This window comes from Nocardiopsis xinjiangensis YIM 90004 (genome assembly GCF_000341145.1).
Taxonomy (GTDB): domain Bacteria; phylum Actinomycetota; class Actinomycetes; order Streptosporangiales; family Streptosporangiaceae; genus Nocardiopsis; species Nocardiopsis xinjiangensis.
Map to the genome: position 1 here is coordinate 102,346 of NZ_ANBE01000009.1, position 19,651 is coordinate 121,996.

The 19,651-nt window shown below is 69.6% G+C and carries 20 protein-coding genes and 2 tRNA genes; 14 read left to right on the forward strand and 8 right to left on the reverse strand.

The features are described 5' to 3' along the window. Nucleotides 1-99: 99 nt before the first annotated feature. Nucleotides 100-1,050 (forward strand): NAD(+) diphosphatase, encoded by a 951-nt coding sequence (nudC, locus tag D473_RS0106445; RefSeq protein ID WP_017608265.1) that lies wholly within the window; start codon nt 100-102, stop codon nt 1,048-1,050. Nucleotides 1,051-1,450: 400 nt separating this feature from the next. On the opposite strand, the gene D473_RS0106450 is transcribed toward nudC, so the two are convergent. Together D473_RS0106450 and D473_RS0106455 are read right to left on the reverse strand one after the other, a co-directional pair. Further along, entirely contained in the window at nt 1,451-1,864 is a 414-nt protein-coding gene (locus D473_RS0106450; RefSeq protein WP_193373258.1) for an ANTAR domain-containing protein, read from the reverse strand. Between the two features lie 188 nt (nt 1,865-2,052). After that, nucleotides 2,053-2,313 (reverse strand): mycoredoxin, encoded by a 261-nt coding sequence (locus D473_RS0106455; protein WP_026126668.1) that lies wholly within the window; start codon nt 2,311-2,313, stop codon nt 2,053-2,055. A gap of 272 nt (nt 2,314-2,585) precedes the next feature. Here D473_RS0106455 and D473_RS0106460 point away from each other — a divergent pair, with 272 nt between their 5' ends. The 6 genes from D473_RS0106460 (at nt 2,586) to D473_RS0106485 (ending at nt 7,565) form a co-directional block, all read left to right on the forward strand. After that, the gene (locus D473_RS0106460) at nt 2,586-4,706 is read left to right on the forward strand and encodes an ATP-dependent DNA helicase UvrD2 (protein WP_017608268.1); all 2,121 of its coding nucleotides are present in this window, start codon (nt 2,586-2,588) and stop codon (nt 4,704-4,706) included. Continuing rightward, nucleotides 4,699-5,601, forward strand: coding sequence for an acyl-CoA thioesterase II (gene tesB / locus D473_RS0106465; RefSeq protein ID WP_017608269.1), 903 nt, complete (start codon nt 4,699-4,701; stop codon nt 5,599-5,601). Before D473_RS0106460 ends, tesB begins: the two co-directional genes overlap by 8 nt. Nucleotides 5,602-5,799: 198 nt before the next feature. After that, nucleotides 5,800-6,165: a hypothetical protein gene (locus D473_RS0106470; RefSeq protein ID WP_017608270.1), complete on the forward strand. Its 366-nt coding sequence runs from the start codon at nt 5,800-5,802 to the stop codon at nt 6,163-6,165. Nucleotides 6,166-6,363: 198 nt separating this feature from the next. Further along, complete coding sequence (locus tag D473_RS0106475) at nt 6,364-6,642, forward strand: WhiB family transcriptional regulator (RefSeq protein ID WP_017608271.1); 279 nt, start codon at nt 6,364-6,366, stop codon at nt 6,640-6,642. 40 nt (nt 6,643-6,682) lie between these two features. After that, nucleotides 6,683-6,847 carry a hypothetical protein gene (locus tag D473_RS27605; protein ID WP_017608272.1) on the forward strand — a complete coding sequence of 55 codons (165 nt, stop codon included), beginning with the start codon at nt 6,683-6,685 and terminating at the stop codon, nt 6,845-6,847. Nucleotides 6,848-7,001: 154 nt separating this feature from the next. Further along, nucleotides 7,002-7,565 (forward strand): M48 metallopeptidase family protein, encoded by a 564-nt coding sequence (locus D473_RS0106485; protein WP_017608273.1) that lies wholly within the window; start codon nt 7,002-7,004, stop codon nt 7,563-7,565. 48 nt (nt 7,566-7,613) lie between these two features. Here D473_RS0106485 and D473_RS0106490 read toward each other — a convergent pair whose 3' ends face one another. From D473_RS0106490 to D473_RS0106500, 3 genes are read right to left on the reverse strand one after another with little or no spacing between them, the layout of a single operon-like run. After that, entirely contained in the window at nt 7,614-7,949 is a 336-nt protein-coding gene (locus D473_RS0106490; protein ID WP_241474718.1) for a hypothetical protein, read from the reverse strand. A gap of 29 nt (nt 7,950-7,978) precedes the next feature. Then, nucleotides 7,979-8,557, reverse strand: a complete 579-nt coding sequence (locus tag D473_RS0106495) for an NUDIX hydrolase (protein WP_017608275.1) — start codon at nt 8,555-8,557, stop codon at nt 7,979-7,981. Between the two features lie 3 nt (nt 8,558-8,560). After that, nucleotides 8,561-10,003, reverse strand: a complete 1,443-nt coding sequence (locus tag D473_RS0106500; RefSeq protein ID WP_017608276.1) for a zinc-dependent metalloprotease — start codon at nt 10,001-10,003, stop codon at nt 8,561-8,563. A 123-nt stretch (nt 10,004-10,126) separates the two neighbouring features. Between D473_RS0106500 and D473_RS0106505 the strand changes: the two genes are divergently transcribed. The 3 genes from D473_RS0106505 (at nt 10,127) to D473_RS0106515 (ending at nt 12,836) form a co-directional block, all read left to right on the forward strand. Beyond that, on the forward strand, nt 10,127-11,194 hold the full coding sequence (locus tag D473_RS0106505) for an NAD-dependent epimerase/dehydratase family protein (protein ID WP_017608277.1): 1,068 nt from the start codon (nt 10,127-10,129) through the stop codon (nt 11,192-11,194). Nucleotides 11,195-11,252: 58 nt separating this feature from the next. Further along, nucleotides 11,253-11,690 (forward strand): molybdenum cofactor biosynthesis protein MoaE, encoded by a 438-nt coding sequence (locus D473_RS0106510; protein WP_026126669.1) that lies wholly within the window; start codon nt 11,253-11,255, stop codon nt 11,688-11,690. An 81-nt stretch (nt 11,691-11,771) separates the two neighbouring features. Next, nucleotides 11,772-12,836, forward strand: a complete 1,065-nt coding sequence (locus D473_RS0106515; protein WP_017608279.1) for a YlbL family protein — start codon at nt 11,772-11,774, stop codon at nt 12,834-12,836. 93 nt (nt 12,837-12,929) lie between these two features. Here D473_RS0106515 and D473_RS0106520 read toward each other — a convergent pair whose 3' ends face one another. Then, on the reverse strand, nt 12,930-13,466 hold the full coding sequence (locus tag D473_RS0106520) for a PPA1309 family protein (RefSeq protein WP_241474719.1): 537 nt from the start codon (nt 13,464-13,466) through the stop codon (nt 12,930-12,932). Nucleotides 13,467-13,764: 298 nt separating this feature from the next. Between D473_RS0106520 and D473_RS0106525 the strand changes: the two genes are divergently transcribed. The 3 genes from D473_RS0106525 (at nt 13,765) to D473_RS0106535 (ending at nt 17,210) form a co-directional block, all read left to right on the forward strand. Beyond that, nucleotides 13,765-16,695, forward strand: a complete 2,931-nt coding sequence (locus D473_RS0106525) for a UPF0182 family membrane protein (protein ID WP_026126670.1) — start codon at nt 13,765-13,767, stop codon at nt 16,693-16,695. A gap of 241 nt (nt 16,696-16,936) precedes the next feature. Continuing rightward, a tRNA-Met gene (locus D473_RS0106530) sits at nt 16,937-17,013 on the forward strand. A gap of 120 nt (nt 17,014-17,133) precedes the next feature. Next, nucleotides 17,134-17,210 (forward strand) — tRNA-Met (locus tag D473_RS0106535). Nucleotides 17,211-17,511: 301 nt separating this feature from the next. Here D473_RS0106535 and D473_RS0106540 read toward each other — a convergent pair. Both D473_RS0106540 and hisN read right to left on the reverse strand, forming a co-directional pair. Beyond that, entirely contained in the window at nt 17,512-18,021 is a 510-nt protein-coding gene (locus D473_RS0106540) for a hypothetical protein (protein WP_033352846.1), read from the reverse strand. A 78-nt stretch (nt 18,022-18,099) separates the two neighbouring features. Further along, nucleotides 18,100-18,906: a histidinol-phosphatase gene (gene hisN / locus D473_RS0106545; protein WP_017608283.1), complete on the reverse strand. Its 807-nt coding sequence runs from the start codon at nt 18,904-18,906 to the stop codon at nt 18,100-18,102. 134 nt (nt 18,907-19,040) lie between these two features. Here hisN and D473_RS0106550 point away from each other — a divergent pair, with 134 nt between their 5' ends. After that, nucleotides 19,041-19,646 (forward strand): TetR family transcriptional regulator, encoded by a 606-nt coding sequence (locus D473_RS0106550; RefSeq protein WP_026126672.1) that lies wholly within the window; start codon nt 19,041-19,043, stop codon nt 19,644-19,646. The last annotated feature ends 5 nt before the right edge of the window (nt 19,647-19,651 follow it).

Consider the following 19,651-nt stretch of genomic DNA (forward strand, 5'->3'; position numbering starts at 1 on the left):
CGGGCACCCTCCTGTCCGGGCATGCACGGGGGCACGGCACTGTTGGCACCAGGAGGGCGCACCGACCGCACGCCCGAGACCGTCCAGGGAAAAGGAGCCATGGAAACCGACGCGACCCCATTGCTGGCCCGAGCCACCATCGACACCGCCACCCACCACAGGGTCGACCGCGAGTGGCTCGACAAGGCGTGGTCCGACCCCTCCACCCGCGTCCTGGTCCTGGACGGTGGTCCGCCCGGAAGCCGCGGCTGGAGCACACCCCACCCGCGCCGCTCACGCTCCCTCGTCACCACCGAGGGGCCCCGGCGCCTGGCTCTGACCACACCCGAGCGTGCCCCCGAGGGCGAGCGCTACTTCCTCGGCGTCGACGAAGGAATCGCCCACTTCGCCGTACGCAGCACCGATGCCCTCACCGAACCCGAGGGCACCGCCGCCGCCTCACTCGGCGAGATCGGCGCGCTCCTCGGCGACCGCGACACCGGGCTCCTCACCCGGGCCGTCGCCCTGGCCAACTGGAACGCCACCCACCGCTTCTGTCCCCGCTGCGGCGGACCCACCCGTATCGCCAACGCCGGACACATGCGCGTGTGCGAACGCGAGGGCGACGAGCAGTACCCGCGTACCGACCCTGCCGTCATCATGCTCGTGCACCGCGAGAAGGAGGGCCGTGAGGAGGTGCTGCTCGGCAACAACCCCCGGTGGGAGGCGGAGCGCTACTCCGTCCTCGCCGGCTTCGTCGATGCGGGGGAGTCCCTGGAGCAGGCCGTTGCCCGCGAGGTCGCCGAGGAAGCGGGCGTCGTCGTAGCGAGGCCCCGGTACCTGTCCTCCCAGCCCTGGCCGTTCCCGCGCAGCCTCATGATGGGCTACACGGCCCGCGCCGTCGGGGAGACCGAACGCACCGACGACGAGATCGGCGACCTGCGCTGGTTCACTCGTGCCGAACTCGCCGACGCCGTGCAGGAAGGACGGGTACGCCTGCCCGGACCGGTCTCCATCGCCCACACCCTCATCGAGCACTGGTACGGCGGTGAGCTCTCCGGCGGCTGGTGACTGTCTCGTTTCCGCCGGTGCTTCAGCCCACCAGCCGCCTGCAACCAGCCCTCGACGGACACGGGGATCGTTGGGGGGTCGTTGGTGTGCTTGGGTAGTGGGGTTTCTTGTGGTGCTGGGGGTGGCGGGTTCGTCGGGGTCGGGATCTTAGCCCGGCCGGGTCGAGCATCGCTCCCCCCTACCGGGGCCACTTCCGGGCTGTTTTCTGACCACGGAAGGGGGAACAGAGCCCCCGCAGGCAGGAGACGGTGACGCCGGCCGCCGACCGCGCACACGCCGATCGGCCCCGGCCTCAATGCCGCAGCCCAGAGAGCGGGGCCCGGTCGGAGAGCGCACACGCCGGACACCCCCGGCTTCAATGCTTCGCCGGCAGCACGGAAGACCCGGCCCCATCAACGGTCTAAGGGGAGACGCCGAGCTCGTCCGGGAGCGCGGTCAGGGGACTGTTGCTGCTCTCCACCACGTCCCGGGCCAGGTCGGCGACCTTGCGCCCGCGCGAGCGCGCCGACGACCGCAGCCGCTCGAACGCCTCCCGGGTCGGCATCGTGTTCCGTTCGGCCAGTACACCGATGGCCTGCTCGACCACCACACGCGAGTGCAGCGCGTGCTCCAACTGGGAGATCGTGTGCCGCAGGCGCTCCACCTCGGTCGCGTTCTCGGGTGCGCGCCCGGGTGCCTGCGTGCGCGGCCGGGGGCCGCCCGCCTCGCTGCCGAGCAGGTCCGCCAGCACCATCGCGCTGATCAGGTCCGGCACTTCCGGACCTCCCTCGACCCGCCACCCGGTCGGGGTGCGCCGCACCACGTCGGTGTTCATCTGGTGGGCGCCGCCTATGCCGTGAGGCCTCATCTCGTTGCCCAACTCCACACTCCCCGTCTTCGTCGAAGCCGTCCGCGGACGGCCCTTCTCGTCGTCGGCCGGGGGTGTCGTGGAACAGCACGACCCCATGCTCCGGACGGCCGCCGGCACCCGGGGGAGGGCACCGCCGGCCGTCCGGGGCCCGGCTACGACAGCTCGGCCAGTTTCTGCTTCACCTGAGCGAGAGACGGGTTGGTCATGGCCGTTTCGTCGGCGAAGACCAGGGTGGGCACGGTCGCGTTCCCACCGTTGACCTTCACCACGTACTCCGCGGCCTCCGCGTCCTGTTCGATGTCCACCTCGCGGCCCGTGATCCCCTCCCGGGACAGCTGGCTCTTGAGCCGCTTGCAGTAGCCGCACCAGGGGGTGGTGTACATCGTGAACTGCTCGGTCTCCGTGTTCGTCATCTCGCTCACGTCTTTCCGTCTCGAGGTCGGGGAGGTTGTTCCGTTCCCCCATCCCAACACTGGAGGGGGGCAGCGGCTTCCCGCGGCCTCGCGACACCACGTGGGACGCATCACAAGCCGATCTGGTTCGACCTGTGTGCAAATGCCCCCGTACCGATCCGCTCACCGTCACCGCCGATACTTGAGAGACTGTTTCCTCAGCACCCGCAGCCGTCCCCGGAGGGACCGTGCTGCCGATGCCCGCAGCAGCCCCGACCACACGCAGGAGCACCATGGACCCCGACCGTGTCCTGGAGGGACTCGACCCGGAGCAGACCCAGGTGGCGCGCGCTCTGCGCGGCCCCGTGTGTGTGCTCGCGGGTGCCGGAACCGGCAAGACCCGCGCCATCACCCACCGGATCGCACACGCGGTCGCGAGCGGGGTCGTGGCCGAACAGCAGGTCCTGGCGGTCACCTTCACGAACCGTGCGGCGGGGGAGATGCGTGGCCGATTGAGGTCACTGGGTGCGCCCCGGGTCCAGGCACGCACCTTCCACGCCGCCGCACTGCGCCAGCTCTCCTACTTCTGGGGTGAGGCCGTCGGAGGTGAGAAACCCACCCTCATCGACAGCAAGATCAAGGCCGTCGCGCAGGCCGCCCACATGGTGGGCCTCCAGCCCGACCGCACCGGTCTGCGCGACCTCGCCAGCGAGATCGAGTGGGCCAAGGTCACCCAGGTGCGCGCCATCGACTATGAGAAGGCCCTCGCCAAGGCCGGACGGCAGAGCCCGACCTCCTCACCCCAGGAGGTCGCCCGGGTCTTCGAGGCCTACGAGGACCTGTGCCGCGAGCGCAACCTCCTCGACTTCGAGTCCATGCTCGAACTGACCGCCGGGATGATCAACACCGACCCCGGCATCGCCGAGAAGGTACGCGGCCAGTACCGGTACTTCGTCGTCGACGAGTTCCAGGACGTCAACCCGCTGCAGAAACTCCTCCTGGACGCCTGGCTCGGCGACCGAGACGACCTGTGCGTGGTCGGCGACCCCAGCCAGACCGTCTACTCCTTCGCCGGCGCCACCCCCGGCTACCTCACCGGGTTCGCCGCCGGGTACCCGAACGCCACCGTCGTCGAACTGGTCCGCGACTACCGCTCGACGCCCCAGGTGGTGCGCGTGGCCAACCACGTCATCTCCCAGGCCCGCGGGTCCGCCGCGGGGAGCCACCTCACCCTGCGGGCCCAGCGCAAGGACGGCCCCGACCCCCTCTACCAGGAGTACGACGACGAACCCGCCGAGGCCACCGGCGTCGCCCGCAAGATCCGGGTGCTCATGGAGAACGGGACCCCCGCGAGCGAGATCGCCGTGCTCGTGCGCACCAACTCCCAGTCGGCCGCCTACGAACAGGCCCTCACCGACGAGAGCGTGCCCTTCACCGTCCGCGGCACGGCCCGCTTCTTCGAACGCCCCGAGATCCGCGAGGCCGTACATCTGCTGCGCGGGGCCCGCCACGGGGCCGCCGACGACGCCGGGGACGAACTCGTCTCCGGCGTGCGTCATCTACTCACCCAACTCGGCCTCACCGAGACCGCCCCCGAGGGGCGCCAGGCCCGTGAACGCTGGGAGTCCCTGTCCGCCCTGGCCCAGCTCGCCGAGGACATGGTCGCCACAGCCGGCGGTGGAGACCGCGTCACCATGGCCCACTTCGTGGAGGAGCTCGAGGCCCGCATGGCCACCGAGCACGCGCCCGGGTTCGAGGGGGTGACCATCGCGTCCCTGCACTCCGCCAAGGGTCTGGAGTGGGACGCGGTGTTCCTGTGCGGGCTCCACGAGGGCATGATGCCGATCATCTACGCCGAGACCGACGAACAGGTCGAGGAGGAGCGCCGCCTGTTCTACGTGGGGGTGACCCGCGCCCGTGAGCACCTGTCCATGTCCTGGTCGCTCTCGCGTTCCCCGGGCGGGCGCCGCACACGCAAACCCTCCCGGTTCCTCGACGGCCTGCGCCCGGCCTCGCCCTCCACCTCGCCGCACCGCAAGGAGCGCCGCAACAGGGTCGTACGCTGCCGGGTGTGCGGCCTCGCCCTCACCGATGCCGCCGAACGCAAGCTCGGACGCTGCGGCGACTGCCCCTCCACCTACGACGAGGCCCTGCTCGAACGCATGCGCGACTGGCGCCGTCTGACCTCCAAGGACCAGGCGGTGCCCGCATACGTCGTCTTCACTGACGCGACCCTCCAGGCCATCGCCGAGCAGGAACCCGGCAGTTTGGAGCAGCTTTCCACCGTGTCCGGTGTGGGCGCCCGCAAGCGCGATCGTTACGGTGAAGCGGTGCTGGCCCTGGTCCGCGGGGCCGACCCCGAGGAGCTGGTCGAAGCGCAGACCGCAGACATGGAGGACACGACCGATGACTGACCCCACCGGAAGGGCCGATTGGGGGCCGTCGCTGGACGACCTGCTCGGTGTTCTCGACCTCGAGCAGATCGAGGTGAACATCTTCCGGGGCAACAGCCCCTCCGAGGGACCCCAACGCGTCTTCGGTGGGCTCGTGGCCGGCCAGGCGCTGCTGGCCGCCGGGCGCACCGTCCCCGAGGACCGCCACGTGCACTCCCTGCACGCCTACTTCATCCGCCCCGGCGACCCCGAGGTGCCCATCGTCTACGACGTGGACCGGGTCCGCGACGGGCGTTCCTTCACCACACGGAGGGTCTCGGCGATCCAGCACGGAAAGCCGATATTCACCCTCTCGGCCTCCTTCCACAAGGAGGAACCGGGCCTGGACCACCAGCTGCCCATGCCGGACGTGCCTCCTCCCGAGGAACTGCCCAGTACCCGTGACCGTCTGCGCGCCGAGTTCGGCAAGGTGCCCGGTTTCGTGCGCTGGCACCCCATCGAGATGCGTCCGGTCGGGGCGCTCTCCTACGAGGCCGAACGCGACCCGAGACTGCGTACCGCCACCAACCCGGTCTGGCTCAAGGTCGACGGCAAGCTGCCCGACGACCGTCTCACGCAGGTCTGCATGATGACCTACGCCTCCGACCTGACCCTGCTCGACACCGTGCTGTTGCGGCACGGGCGCTCGTTCGCGGGGATCTCCATGGCCAGCCTCGACCACGCCATGTGGTTCCACCGGCCCTTCCGCGCCGATGAGTGGTTGCTCTACGCCCAGGAGACCCCGAGCGCCGGGGGAGCCAGGGGCCTGGCGCGGGGGCTCGTCTACACCCGCGACGGACAGCTCGTGTGCTCCGTCGTGCAGGAGGGGCTCATCCGCGTCGTCGACGCCGAGGACTGGGAAGACGCCCGGGAGTGACCGCGGCCGTGCCCCGGGGGTCGGCGACCGATGCCTGGAAACGCTCGTGAGTTCTGGCCGGATGCGGACGTTTTCCCAGGTCAAAAATGGGTTGCCGGGCCCATGGGGCCCCCGTAGTGTGTGAACCGTCGCCATGAACGCCATCCGGCGCAGGTGAAAGACCCTGACGCCCGACCGTGAAGGAGGTGCCCAGATCTGATGAACAGCACCACGATGACCAACGATCTCGCTGTCGGTTTCGACCTGCCGTTCGTGCACACCTGTGACCTGGGTGCCACCTGGCGTGGCCTGGGCGGCGCACTCGCCGGACACAGCGGTGAGCCCTTCACTGGGCTGCCGCAACAGTTCCGTTCCACGAGTGTGCGCACCGGTCTCGGCCTCCAGGACCGAGCTCGTGTGCAGGGACGGTCCGGATTGTCGGTGAAGGCAGGCAAGGGCGCCCATGTGCCCGAGCCCGGCGGAACCGTCCGAGAGCGTGGCGAGCGTTTCATCGAACTCGTCGAAGCTACCCCGCGCTACGGCGCACCGGGGCAGTGTCCACGGAGGAATTCCGGCCCAACGTAGAGGCCGATGGTTTCGTCCTGTGGCCGCGGACCCCGAGAAGGGGCCGCGGCTTTCTTTGTGTCCCGCTCCATGATCCTCCCCCGGGGAGGCCTCGTGAGCAGCGTCGGCCAACGCAAGTCAGGTCCCTGAACCGCCACCACCGGTGGCAAGCAACACCGACCGCGTTGCACGAAACGACACAGAGCTTGGAGGGCACCGATGCTTGCGTCGGTCCTGGAAACGCCCTGGTTGGGTGAGGTCTCCGTCCCCTGCCGATACGAGCCCGACCTGTTCTTCGCCGAGGCCCCCGCGGACGTCGAGGCCGCCAAGGCCGTCTGCGCCGAGTGCCCGGTCAAGGAACAGTGCCTGTCCGACGCGCTGGAGCGCCGAGAGCCCTGGGGTGTCTGGGGTGGACAGCTGCTCGTCTCCGGCCAGGTGGTGGCACGGAAGCGTCCCCGTGGACGGCCGCGCAAGAACCCCGCGTCGGCCGCGGCCTGACCGCCCGATCCCATTTCGTACGGACACGAAGGAACGAACGATGATGATGCTCGAACTCATGCGACTCACCCGGGAGACCGACGAGGAACGCCGGACGGAACTGCAGACCATGAAGATGGGTGCCCGTCGGCTGCGCGCCCGCCAGCGCCAAGAGCGCCGGATAGAGGAAGCGCTCATGGAACTGGCGTGGTCACGCCTGTGTTGACCGGCTGAGCGCCACGGGAGCGCACACGCACCGTGCACCGCACAGGGCCGGGCCGGGGGCGAGAGGAGGCCCCGGCCCGGCCGCGCAACGAACAGGCAAAAACTGGAGATGGCACACCTGTTCGCGAGGGTTGTGCTCGACTACCGTGAAGGGGGTGTCCTCGAACTCCAAGATCGAGGTGCGACGCAGTTCCCGTCGTCGGCGTACCGTGTCCGCCTACAGGGACGGGGACACCACTGTCGTCCTCGTGCCTGCTTCGTTCTCCCACGCTGAGGAACAGCGGTGGGTGAGTCGGATGCTGCGGAAGTTGGAGGCCAAACAGGGGCGCCGCCACTCCGGGGACGAAGAACTCCGTGCACGCGCCGTCGAACTCGCCCGCCGCTACCTCGACGGCACCGAGCTTCCCGAGAGCGTGCGCTGGGTCGACAACCAGCATGCCCGCTGGGGCTCGTGCACCCCCGAGAGCCGCACGATCCGTATCTCGCGCCGCCTGGTCGACATGCCCTCGTGGGTCGTGGACTACGTCCTCGTCCACGAGCTCGCCCACCTGCGCATCCCCACACACGGGCGCGACTTCTGGGACCTCGTGGCCCGCTACCCCAAGGCCGAGCGCGCCCGTGGTTACCTGGAGGGGTTCAGCGCCGGTGCGCGTGCCGAGACGGCGGAGGACGGGACCATGACCGAGGAAGAACTGCCCGAGGGAACCGTCGAGGACTGACCCGGGCCGACTGTCGCACAGCCCGAGCATGCGCGTTCGGGATGAGGCTCAGGAACGCAGGCGTGCGGCGCGCTCGCGCGCCTCGGCCAGCCGGACGCCGACCTGGATGCGGCCCAGGAGGACCACCAGGAGCAGGGCGCCGAAGAACAGCAGGTGGAACGGGGTCCACCCGCCCCAATCACCGGAGGCGAGGGCCTCCCACACCGTGACGCCGAGGAGAGCGGCCATCGCCGCGGCCAGAAGCGGGCTGATCCGGCGGGCCTGGCCCAGCAGCTCCTCCTCGGCCCGGGCGGCCTCGTGTTTGCGCAGGCGGCCGTCGAGCTTGTCCTCGACGATGCGCCGGTTGGCGCTCTCCAACCCGCGCGCCAGCATCACGGTGAGCACACCGGCGACCACCCCGGTCGCGGTGATGATCAGGGAGACGATGACGGCCTCCGCGGGCCGGCGGTCCCGCCTGCCACCGCGTGCGCGGCCGCGCGCACCAGTGCCCGTACCGATTCGTCACTCGGTTCGGGCAGCTCCCGGATCGGGAACCAGGCCAGGTCGCAGGACTCGTCCGGGTCGCGCACCAGAACGGCGTCCTCGGGCGCGACCGCCGCGAACTGCACGTCCAGGTGGTGGGTACCGCCCCCGCACGGCACCGCGTGCCGGTCCAGCCGCACGGGGGTGGGGAAGACACGTACACCGCGGATCCCCGATTCCTCGACGGCCTCACGCCGAGCCGCGGCCACCAACGTGGTGTCCTCCGGCTCGCAGTGACCGCCGGTCTGCAACCACATCCGCAGCGCCTTGTGCAGGGTCAGGACCACGTGCGAACCGTCCGAGGACATGATCGCGGCGCTGGCGGTGAGGTGGCCGGGCAGGCACTCGCGACGCATGGCGTCCTCGTGCTCGTCCAGGTGGGCGAGGTAGGAGCGACGCAGCTCCTCCTGTCCGGCGTCGGGGGCCGTCCACCCGGACAGGACCGAACGGGCATCGGCGTGCAGGGACACGTGTCAGGAATCCTCTCCGCGCTTGCCGCCGGTCTCCTCGCCGTCCTCACCGGACTCGTCGGTTCCCTCGGACCCCTCGGTCGCGGTGGGGCCCTCCCCGGTGATCTTGCTGATGTCGAAGTCGTCGAACTCGCCGCCGCTGACGAACGAGTCGGGGTCGTCGAGATCGTCGCCGGTGGGCATGAGGTCGGGGTGCTGCCAGACGGCGTCGCGGCCCTCGACCCCGCGGGCCTCCTCCAGCGCCGTCCACAGGGCCGAGGCCTCGCGCTGACGGCGCGGCCGCAGTTCCAACCCGACCAGGGCGGCGAAGGTGTGCTCGGCAGGGCCGCCGGTGGCGCGGCGGCGACGGGTCGCCTCGGCCAGGGCGTCGGCCTGCGGCAGACGGCCGTCGACCGCCTTGGAGACCACAGTCGAGACCCATCCCTCGATGAGGGCCAGGGCCGTCTCCAAACGGGCCAGGGCCGCCTTCTGTTGCGGAGTGTCCTCGGGCTGGAGGAGGTTCTCACCGCCCAGACCGCCGGACAGCGCCTCCTGCAGGGCCTCCGGGTTGTTCATGTCGATCCCGCCGAGCTTGTCCTCCAGGCCGCTGACGTCGAAGGACATCCCGGCCGCGTACTCCTCGACCAGGCGGTACACGTGCTGGCGCAGCCACGGCACGTGTGAGTACAGGCGGTGGACCGCGGCCTCGCGCGCGGCCAGGTACAGGCGGATCTCGTCCTCGGGGACACCGAGGCCCTCGCCGAACTTGGCCACACCTCCCGGGAGCAGGGCCGCGTGCCCCTCCCCGGCCATGGGCACGCCGATGTCGGCGGTACCGATCACCTCGCGAGCCAGCTCACCGATGGCCTGGCCGGCCTGCTGGCCGACCATCATGCCGCCCATCTGCTGGACCATGCCCAGCAGCGGACCGGCCACCGACTGCATCTCCTCGGGCAGGTTCTGCCCCATGGCCTCCACGGACTTGGAGGTCAGCGGGTCGCACAGCTGCGCCCAGGACCCCATGGTCCGCTCGATCCACTCCGACCGGGTCCAGGCCTGAGCGGTTTGGATACCGGAAGGCAGATCGGTGGCCTCGCCCAACCACAGGTCGGCCAGACGCAGGGCCTCCTCGATCTTGGCGTAGTCGGCCGGTGGCACACTGGGGTCGCCGTGCTCGGCGACGGCGTGCCGTGCGATGTTCTTGGCCGTGTCCCAGTTGATCCCCGACTTCGAGGACTGTTCTGCGCCACCGGAACCGGGGGCGGGCTGGGACGACATCATGTCCGCGAACTGGCGGAGCATGTCGGCCATCTGTTGCGGGTCACCGAACGGGAAGCCGCCCGGAGTACCGGAGTCCCCCCCGCCCGGGCCGCCGCTGCCGGCACCCGAGCCGGAGTCGCCGGAACGGCGCCCGGACTCGTCGTCGGGATCGTTCGGCATGCTGAAACCGAAAGGCAGGTCGCTCACAATCAGACCTCAGGCAGGATTAGGTTTGGTCTCCACTGTCACGTTAACTGGGAGTTGCCCGGAGTGAATACCGATAGCAGCCAGGTTCGCCCAGAGCACAGCTCACGCGATGGGGCGGGAACGGTGGCCGCGGTCACCGGTGCCGCCTCCGGCGTGGGCCGGCTCCTCGTGCAACGTCTGGCGGACTCGGAAGGTTCCTCCGTCCTGTCCGAGGTCGTGGCCGTGGACAGCGAGTTCGCCGACCTCCGCGGGGTCACGTGGCGTATCGCCGACGTGTGCGACCCCGCTCTGGTCTCGCGTCTGGACGATGTCGACGTGCTCGTGCACACCGCCGACGACCGCTCTCCGGAGAGCAGGCCGACCAGGCGCCGCCAGCACAACATCCGGGCGGCCCAGACCGTGCTCACCGCTGCCGCGGCCTCCGGCGTGTCCCGTGTGATCCTGATCACCAGCACCATGGTCTACGGCGCCGATCCCGCCAACCCCGTGCCGCTGGCCGAGGACGCCCCCCGGGTCTCCGACAACAGCGAGGGCCTCATGGGTGACTTCGCGGAGATCGAGGCCCTGGCCGAGCGTGCCCGCCGTGCCCACCCCAGTCTCTCCGTCACCGTGGTGCGGCCCGCGCCCTTGGTCGGCCCGGAACTCGACACGATCCTCAGCCGCCACTTCTCCGCGCCCCGCCTGCTCACCGTCAAGGGGGAGGAGCAGCACTGGCAGTTCTGCCACGTCGACGACCTGGTCAGCGCTCTGGCGTACTGCATCATCGAGGACGTGCGCGGCCGCGACGGTGTGGTCGCCGTCGGCAGCGACGGCGCCCTCACCCAAGCAGAGGTCGAGCAGCTCGCCGGTATGAAACCCTTCGAGGTCGCCGCGAACCTCGCCTTCGGGGCCATCCGGCGCCTGCACCGGGCCCGCATCACCCCCGCTGCAGAGGTCGAGCTCAAGTTCCTCGTCCACCCCTGTGTCGTCGACTGCGCGGCCTTGCGCGAGGCCGGGTGGAAACCCGCCCACACCAACGAGGAAGCCCTGGCCGCACTCCTGGAGTCCCGCGAGGGCAAGCACGCGATCGCGGGCCGCAGCGTGGGCCGCAAGGAGGTCACCATCACCGCCGCGGGGGCCGCCGGTGCCGCGGCCGCTGCCATCGGTACCGCCGCGGCCATCCGCCACCTGCGCCGGCGCAAGGGGAGCTGAGCAGGCTTTCCGCGCCGAGCGGACGCCGGCGCAGGAAACGGGTTGATACGGTCGAGTGGTGGAAGAGATCACCCTCGCAGCCGTACGTGAAACGCCCCTCTCGGTCGACGAGGTCCTCGACGCGGTCGCCGACCCGCGAGCCGGGGGTACCGCCGTTTTCCTGGGCACCGTCCGCGACCACGACCACGGACGCGGCGTCGCGGCGCTCGGTTACTCGGCGCACCCGACCGTCGAGGCCCAATTGCGCGCGGTCATGGAGAAGATCCTGGGTGAGGCCTCCGGTGAGGGCCGTTCCGTGGCCAAGCTCGCTGCCGTGCACCGGGTCGGTGACCTGGAGATCGGGGACACCGCCGTCGTGGTCGCGGCCTCCGCCGAGCACCGCGGAGAGGCCTTCGACGCGTGCCGTCGCCTCATCGACGACCTCAAGGCCCAGGTGCCCATCTGGAAACGGCAGTCCTTCGCCGACGGCGGGGACGAATGGGTCGGTTCCCCCTGAGGTGGTTCCCCGTCCGACCAGGGTGGTGCGCCCGTACCGTCCCGTGACCGCAATAGTCTGTAGGGCATGCTTCGTCGCGTGATGACCCTCGCTGTCGCCCTCGTCCTGCTCATCGGGCTGGGTGGCGGCAGCCTCTTCCTGCCCATGCCCTATCTGGTGGCCGCCCCGGGCACGATCGTCAATACCACCGGGAACCTGGAGGGCGAACCGGTCATCGAGGTCGCGGGAACCGACAGTTACGAACACGACGAGGGTTCGCTGTCGATGGTGACGGTCCAGTACGCGGGCGGCCCCGAGCACCGCCTCAACTTCTTCACCGTCCTCACCTCCTGGCTCTCCTCGCGCGATGCCGTCATGCCCGAGGAACTGCTCTTTCCCGCCGACCGCACCCCCGAGGAGGTCAGCGAGCGCCAGAGCGTCCAGATGAACGACTCCCAGACCGAGGCCACCGCCGCCGCCCTCAACCAGCTGGGCAGGGACTTCGAGGCAGTGCCGGTGGTCGCCGAGGCCATCGAGGGCATGCCGGCCGAAGGCGAGGTCGAACCCGAGGACATCGTCCTGGAGGTCGACGGCGAGGCCGTGCCCGTCCAGCCCCGGCAGGACGGGGACGCGGACTTCGGCAGCGAGGCCGTCGTCGAGATGGTCGGCGACCGTGAACCCGGCGAACCGGTCACGCTCCTGTTGGAGCGCGACGGCGAGGAGATCGAGGCCGAGTTCGAGACCGAGGAGGACGATGAGGGCTCCGCAGCCGTCGGGGTCTTCATCGCCGACGACATGGACTTTCCTTTCGACGTCGACATCACCGTCGGCCAGATCGGCGGCCCCAGCGCCGGCATGATGTTCTCCCTGGGGATCATGGACCGCCTCAGCGAGGACAACATCACCGGCGGCGCCGACATCGCGGGCTCCGGCACCATCGACGGGAAAGGCGAGGTCGGCGGCGTCAGCGGCATCCCCCAGAAGATGGTCAGCGCTCAGAACGCCGGTGCCGACTACTTCTTCGTCGCCTCCGAGAGCTGCTCCCAGGTCGCCCGGTCAGCTGCTCAGGGCGAACTCGACGTGGTCGCTGTCGACACCCTCGACGATGCAGTGGACGCATTGGAGACCATCCGCGACGGCGACGGCGGCCTGCCCCGCTGCGAGTAGGGCCGGCCGAGGCACCGGGGCCACCGACGAAGAACGGCGCCGCATCCCGAACGGATCGGGGCGCGGCGCCGCCGTGTGTGCGAGGTGAGCGGTTCAGCTCTCCGGGGCCCCCGGCTCGGTGGCCGACAGCTCGATGTCCAGGGTCAGGGCCAGGGCCGAGGTCAACGCGGGGACCAGGTCGTTCCCGTGCATCACGTCCTCGTCGGTGTCGTGGTCGCGCAGGCGCATCGCGCAGTAACGCGATCCGTCGCGTACGACACCGGCGACCATCCGGATCTCCTCGGTCTCCTTATCGGAGGCGTCCGGATCCTCGTCCACGGCCAGGGTCTCGTCCGTACCCTTCACCATCAGGCGTTCCATCACCAACGCACACCCGGTGACACCCTCGGGCCACATGATGCGCCCGAGAGCCTCCTCCAGGGGAACGTCGTCGGGCAGGCGTTCCTGCTGCACCGGGGTCAGGTCGTCCGGGGAGTCCGGTTCGGTGATCCCCAACATCTGCGCGGCGGCAGGCTCGGCCTTGAGCAGCTCGACCGTCGGCACGAGGGCATACAGCTCCAGCGGTTGGTCCCACCCCTGTTCTGCGACGTGGCGTTCCAGGTCCATCACGGCTTCACGAATGTTCGACACGTTTCCATGGTGGCCGATGTGGGGCCGTCGCTGTGCCCGGCACATCCCAGTAGGGTCGGCCCCGGCCCCCGCCGGATGCAGTTCCGATGCAGCAACGATGCACGCTTGTCACTCGCGTGGCGGTGATTTCGGGAACCTGACGGCCACCGTTTAAGTTTTCTGTAACAGGGCGCCACACGCGCACCGAAACGCACCTACCAAGTCAGAACGAGGGGGAGGCGTGAGCTTCCGATCGCCCGGCGCACCACCTGCGCGTATGCCTCGCCGATCAAGGTTGCTCGCGCCTGTCGCGGCGACCGTGGTCGTCATCATCGCGGTGCTGGTGTTCGCCGCGAATTTCTGGACCGACTTCCTGTGGTTCCAGTCCGTCGATTACACCTCGGTCTTCCTGACCGAGTTGTGGACCCGGGTGCTGCTGTTCGCCGCGGCAGGTCTGGTGATGGCGGTCGTCGTCGGCGCCAGTATCTACTTCGCCTACCGCGCCCGGCCCGCAATGCGCCCGGCCAGCCTGGAGCAGCAGGGACTGGACCGCTACCGGCAGTCCATCGACCCGCACCGCAAGCTCTTCTACTGGATCACCGTCGTCGCCCTGGCCGTGTTGGCGGGCGCCGCCGCCAGTGGGGACTGGCAGGCCTTCCTGCAGTTCATGAACGCGACGAGCTTCGGGGTGGCCGACCCCGAGTTCGACATGGACATCGGTTTCTTCGCGTTCACGCTGCCGTTCCTGGGGACCCTCCTCGGGTACGTGTACGCGGCCGTCATCCTGGCGTTCATCGCCGCGGTCGTCGTCCACTACCTGTACGGCGGTGTCCGTCTGCAGAACGACACCGGCCAGCGCGCCACCCCGTCCGCCCGGGTGCACCTGTCCGTGCTCCTGGGTATCTTCGTGCTGCTGCGCGCCGTCTCCTACTGGCTCGACCGCTACGGGCTGCTCTTCTCCGACCGCGGTTACACCTTCGGTGCGGCCTACACCGATGTGAACGCGGTCAAGACGGCACTGACGATCCTCACCGTCATCTCGGTGATCTGTGCGGTGCTGTTCTTCGCCAACATCTACTTCAAGAACACGATGGTCCCGATGGCCAGCCTCGGCCTCCTGCTGCTGTCGGCGGTGATCGTGGGCGTGGCCTACCCCGAGATCGTCCAGCGCTTCCAGGTCGACCCGAACGAGCAGCGCCTGGAGAGCGAGTACATCCAGCGCAACATCGACCACACCCGGGAGGCGTACGACATCGCCGACTCGGAGGTGCAGACCTACGACGCCACCACCGAGCTCACACCCCAGGAGTTGGCGGACGAGGCCGACACGATCCCGAGTGTGCGTCTGGCCGACCCGGCCGTGGTCTCGCAGACCTTCCAGCAGATGCAGCAGGTCCGCGGCTTCTACCAGTTCCCGGACGTGCTCGAGGTCGACCGCTACGAGGACTCGGACGGCAACCTCACCGACTCCATCGTCGCCGTCCGTGAGCTCGAGGGGCCGCCGGACGACCAGGACAACTGGCTGAACCGCCACCTGATCTACACGCACGGCTACGGCATGGTGGCCGCGGCGGGCAACGCCATCGACGACGAGGGCCGCCCGGTCTTCACCGAGTACAACATCCCGCCCCGGGGTGAGCTCAGCGAGGTCACCGGCGACTACGAGCCGCGCATCTACTACGGCAACGAGGGCGCCGATTACGTCATCGTCGGTGCCGAGGAGGAGTACGACTACCCCCTCGACGCGGAGGAGGAGAGCGAGGACGTCCCGACGCCCGAGGACGCGGTCGAGGACGAGTCCCGCGCGCCCAACGAGTCCGACGCCGAAGGCGGCGGCGAAGACGGCAGCGGTGAAGGCGGCGGCGAGGGAGCCGACGCCGAGGGGCAGGACGGCTCCCAGGCCTACACCTCCTACGACGGCCAAGGCGGCGTGCCTCTGGACAGCTTCTTCGACCGGATCCTGTACGCGATCAAGTACCAGGAGACGAGTGTCCTGCTCAACAGCGCGATCGACAGCAACTCGCGCATCCTCTACGAGCGGACCCCCGAGGAGCGCATCCAGAAGGTCGCTCCGTTCCTGACCACCGACAGCCGTCCCTACCCTGCGGTCGTCGACGGCAGGGTCCAGTGGATCGTGGACGCCTACACCACGTCCAACAACTACCCGTACGCCAACCGGCTCGACTTCAACCAGGCGGTCACCGACACCTTCACCGACGGTTCGGCGCAGCAGGTCGGTGCACTGCCCGGCAACGAGGTCAACTACATCCGGAACTCGGTCAAGGCCACCGTGGACGCCTACGACGGCTCGGTGCAGCTGTACCAGTGGGACGAGGAAGACCCGGTCCTCGAGACCTGGATGGGCGCGTTCCCGGAGGCCATCACGCCGCGGGACGAGATGAGCGAGGAGCTCGTCGACCACCTCCGGTACCCGGACGACCTGTTCAAGGTCCAGCGGGAGATCATGCGTGAGTACCACGTCACCGACCCGGACGCCTACTACGGCGGTCAGGACTTCTGGGAGGTGCCCACGGACCCGACCAACGAGACCGACGAGGCCGAGCCGCCCTACCGCCAGACCATCAACTTCCCCGGTTCCGAGGAAGCGAGCTTCTCGCTGACGTCGACCTTCGTGCCCCGGAACCGTGAGAACCTGTCGGCGTTCATGGCGGTGAGCAGCGACCCGCGCTCGGACGACTACGGTCAGCTGCAACTCCTGGAGTTGCCGCGCAGCACCGTGATCTTCGGTCCGGGACAGGTGCAGAACGCCTTCGACTCCGACGCCGACGTGCGTGAGGTCCTGCTCCCGCTGGAGCAGTCCAACGCCGAGGTGACGCGGGGCAACCTGCTCACTCTGCCGTTCGGTGGCGGTCTGCTCTACGTCGAGCCGCTCTACGTCCAGGCCGGCGGCGGCGGTGCGGCGTCCTTCCCGCTTCTGCAGCAGGTCATGGTCGGCTTCGGTGAGGAGGTCGCCATCGGCGGCACCCTCCAGGAGGCGTTGAACAACCTGTTCGAGGGCGGTGAGGGACCGCTGCCCGAACCCGAGAGCCCCGGGGGCACCACCGAGGAGGACCCCTCCGAGGCGGATGCCGGGGACCAGGATCAGGACACCGGCGACGCCGACCAGGACCTCGTCGACTCCCTGAACGAGGCCGTGGAGGCCTGGGAGGAGTCCCAGGAGTCCAGCGACGAGGCCAACGAGCGCCTGCGTGAGGCCCTGGAGGACCTCGAGGAGCAGATGGGCGAGTAGGAGCCCACAGGGCCGGGAGCCCGCGCTCCGGGAGCGTTCCGTGAGGCGTGTGGGGCGGCATCCGAAGGGGTGCCGCCCCACCGTCGTGCCGGGGGCCGATGCGGCCCGGGCCGGCCCGGGTGTGCGGTCCGGAAAGCGGTCGGGGCGGGCGGCCCTAGGCGTGTGGCCGAGCGCACGGTCCCGGCCCGGTCCACCGATTTGGGGTCCGTCCCCGATCCGCGCTACTATGAAGACACATCGACGCGGGGTGGAGCAGTTCGGTAGCTCGTTGGGCTCATAACCCAAAGGTCGCAGGTTCAAATCCTGCCCCCGCTACCAGGTCCCCGGATCCGAGTTCTTCTCGGGTTCGGGGGTTCAAAGGGTGGGCCTCATTCGGTTTTTCTCCGGGAAAGCCGATTTGCCACCCGGGCCGACAGGCCCTAAAGTAGAGGTCAGCGCCGCGGGGTGGAGCAGTTCGGTAGCTCGTTGGGCTCATAACCCAAAGGTCGCAGGTTCAAATCCTGCCCCCGCTACCAAGGAAACACCGGGTGGAAATTATTCCGCCCGGTGTTTTTTCATGTCCAGGGGCTCTCGAACCCGGAAGGCTTTCCCCGTACGGGCAGATTCCTCGGTGTTTCCCGGGCGTCCCCGTGTTTTCGGGGAACGTGTGTCCCGAAGATTCCGGGCGGCGCTGGTTCCCGCGAACCGGGCCGAGGGGCAGAGGAACCGGTGGCTCCGCCGAGGGGTCCTGTGGCGGCCGGCGGTAGCCACGGGGTTGCTGGGCCCGGCCGGGCGTCGGCCGGGCGCTCACGTCCGTCTGGCGGGCGCGGAGGGGCCTCAGTCGACCTCGAAGCCGTCACACGCCAGCTGGGCGCCGCTCTCCTCGTCGGCCCACAGGACCGTGTGCACCCCGGAGGTGAGCTCGGCGCCCTCGAAGTCGTCGGGGAACTCCGACACGGCCCACTCGTCCTCCTCGACCGCGGTCGCGGCTGTGAGGGGTTCCCCGTCCGGATCCACGACGGTGACCTCGGTGCCGGTGACGTCGGTCTCCTCGGAGGCCATGGCCCCCAGCTCGACGGGGCCTTCCTCCACGGCCTCGCGCGGCGCCTCGGTGCGCCAACCGCCGGAGGCGTCCACCGCCGGTTCGCACATGAGGGACTCGGGGTCGAACCGGGACTCGGGCGGGCCGCCCCCCTCCGCACCGTTCGACTCGCGCGCTTCTTCGGCGATCATGGCGTCGAGCTGCTCGGGAGAGTGGCCGTGCCCCTCGGAGCAGCCGGTGGCCAGCAGGAACAGGGGCAGGGCGGCGCACACGGCCAGGCGCCGCACGATGTCGGTGGTCAACACGCCGAGCACGCTACTACAAGCAACGGACCGGACCGCACCGAACGTTCGGCCCCCGGCCGGCCGACGCCTCGGGAGGGTTCACGTGGGGCGTAGCGGGGTGGGACCGCCGTTGAGCCAGGTCAGGGTCTGATCATGCAGGGTGCCGTTGGTGCACACCAGCGGACCGCCGTCCTCGAAAACCCCGCCGTGCAGGTTGGTGGCCCGCCCGCCGGCCTCCTCCAGGAGGATCGGCAACGGGGCGGCGTCCCACACCGACAGCTCCGGCTCCGCAGCGATGTCGACCGTGCCCTCGGCGACCATCACGTGCGACCAGAAGTCCCCGTAGGCGCGAGTGCGCCACACCGAGCGGGTCAGGCCGAGGAAGGACTCCAAGCGGCCCTGCTCCTCCCAACCGGTCAGTGAGGAGAAACTCAACGAGGCGTCGGAGAGCTCGGTGACCTGTGAGACCTGGCAACGGGAGGCCTTGGACAGGCTCCGGCCCGTCCATGTCCCGTTGCCTCGGGAGGCCCACCAGCGTCGCTGCAGCGCCGGGGCCGAGATCACACCCACCACGGGCCGGTCGCCCTCGAGCAGGGCGATGAGCGTCGCCCACACCGGGACACCGCGCACGTAGTTCTTGGTGCCGTCGATGGGGTCGATGACCCACACCCGGTTGCTGTTGCCGGTCTGCCCGTACTCCTCGCCGACCACGGCGTCGCGCGGGCGGGCGCGGGAGAGGACACTGCGCAGGGTCTCCTCGACCATACGGTCAGCCTCGGTGACCGGTGTGAGGTCCGGTTTGGTGTCCACCACCAGGTCGAGTGCTCGGAAACGCTTGAGCGCGATGTCGTCGGCAGCGTCGGCGAGCACGTGGGCCAAACGCAGATCATCGTCGAAGGACACCATGGGTGGTAACGGTACCCGGCTCGGTACGAACATGGCCAAAGGTGCACTCGTGCGTGACCCAAGTGTGACACCGGGCGGAAGGTGAGCCTGCGCTCGCGGAGGCCGTCCCGGCGGCGGATGAGATCATGGCGGGCATGGAACCCGTGAACGAAGAGCGTACCGAACGGATCCCGGTACGCGAGCGGCTCGTGGACGCCGCATACGCCGAGGTCGTGGCGGGCCGCTGGGCCCAGCAGCGCATGGCCGACATCGCAGCGGTCGCGGAGGTCTCCCGGCAGACGCTCTACAACGTCTTCGGCAGCAAAGAGAACCTCCTTCAAGCGGTCGTGGTGCGCGAGGCCGACGGCCTCCTCGACACGGTCGTCGCCTTGTTGGAGGAGAACAGCGCGGACCCCGCGCACAGTGTCAGCTGCACGACCGGGTTCGTGCTCCGTTCACTGCAGAACGACCCGCTGCTGCGCGCCGTCGTCACCGGCGACCGCGAACTGTTGCCCGTGGTCACCACCCGTTCCGGGCCCCTGCTGGACGTGCTCGGCGAACGGGTGGCCACGATGCTGGCCGGGAGCTGCCCCGAGCTGGACCGTTCGGTGACCGAGGCCGTCGCCGACGTCAGCCTGCGTCTCACGGTCTCTTACGCCCTGCAACCCATCGACCCCGACGAGGCGGCACGCCGCGTGGGGGCCGTCGTCCACGGAATGCTGGGCGTCGGCCTGCCGGAAGCCGGCCGCGTCGGGGGCTGAGCGGT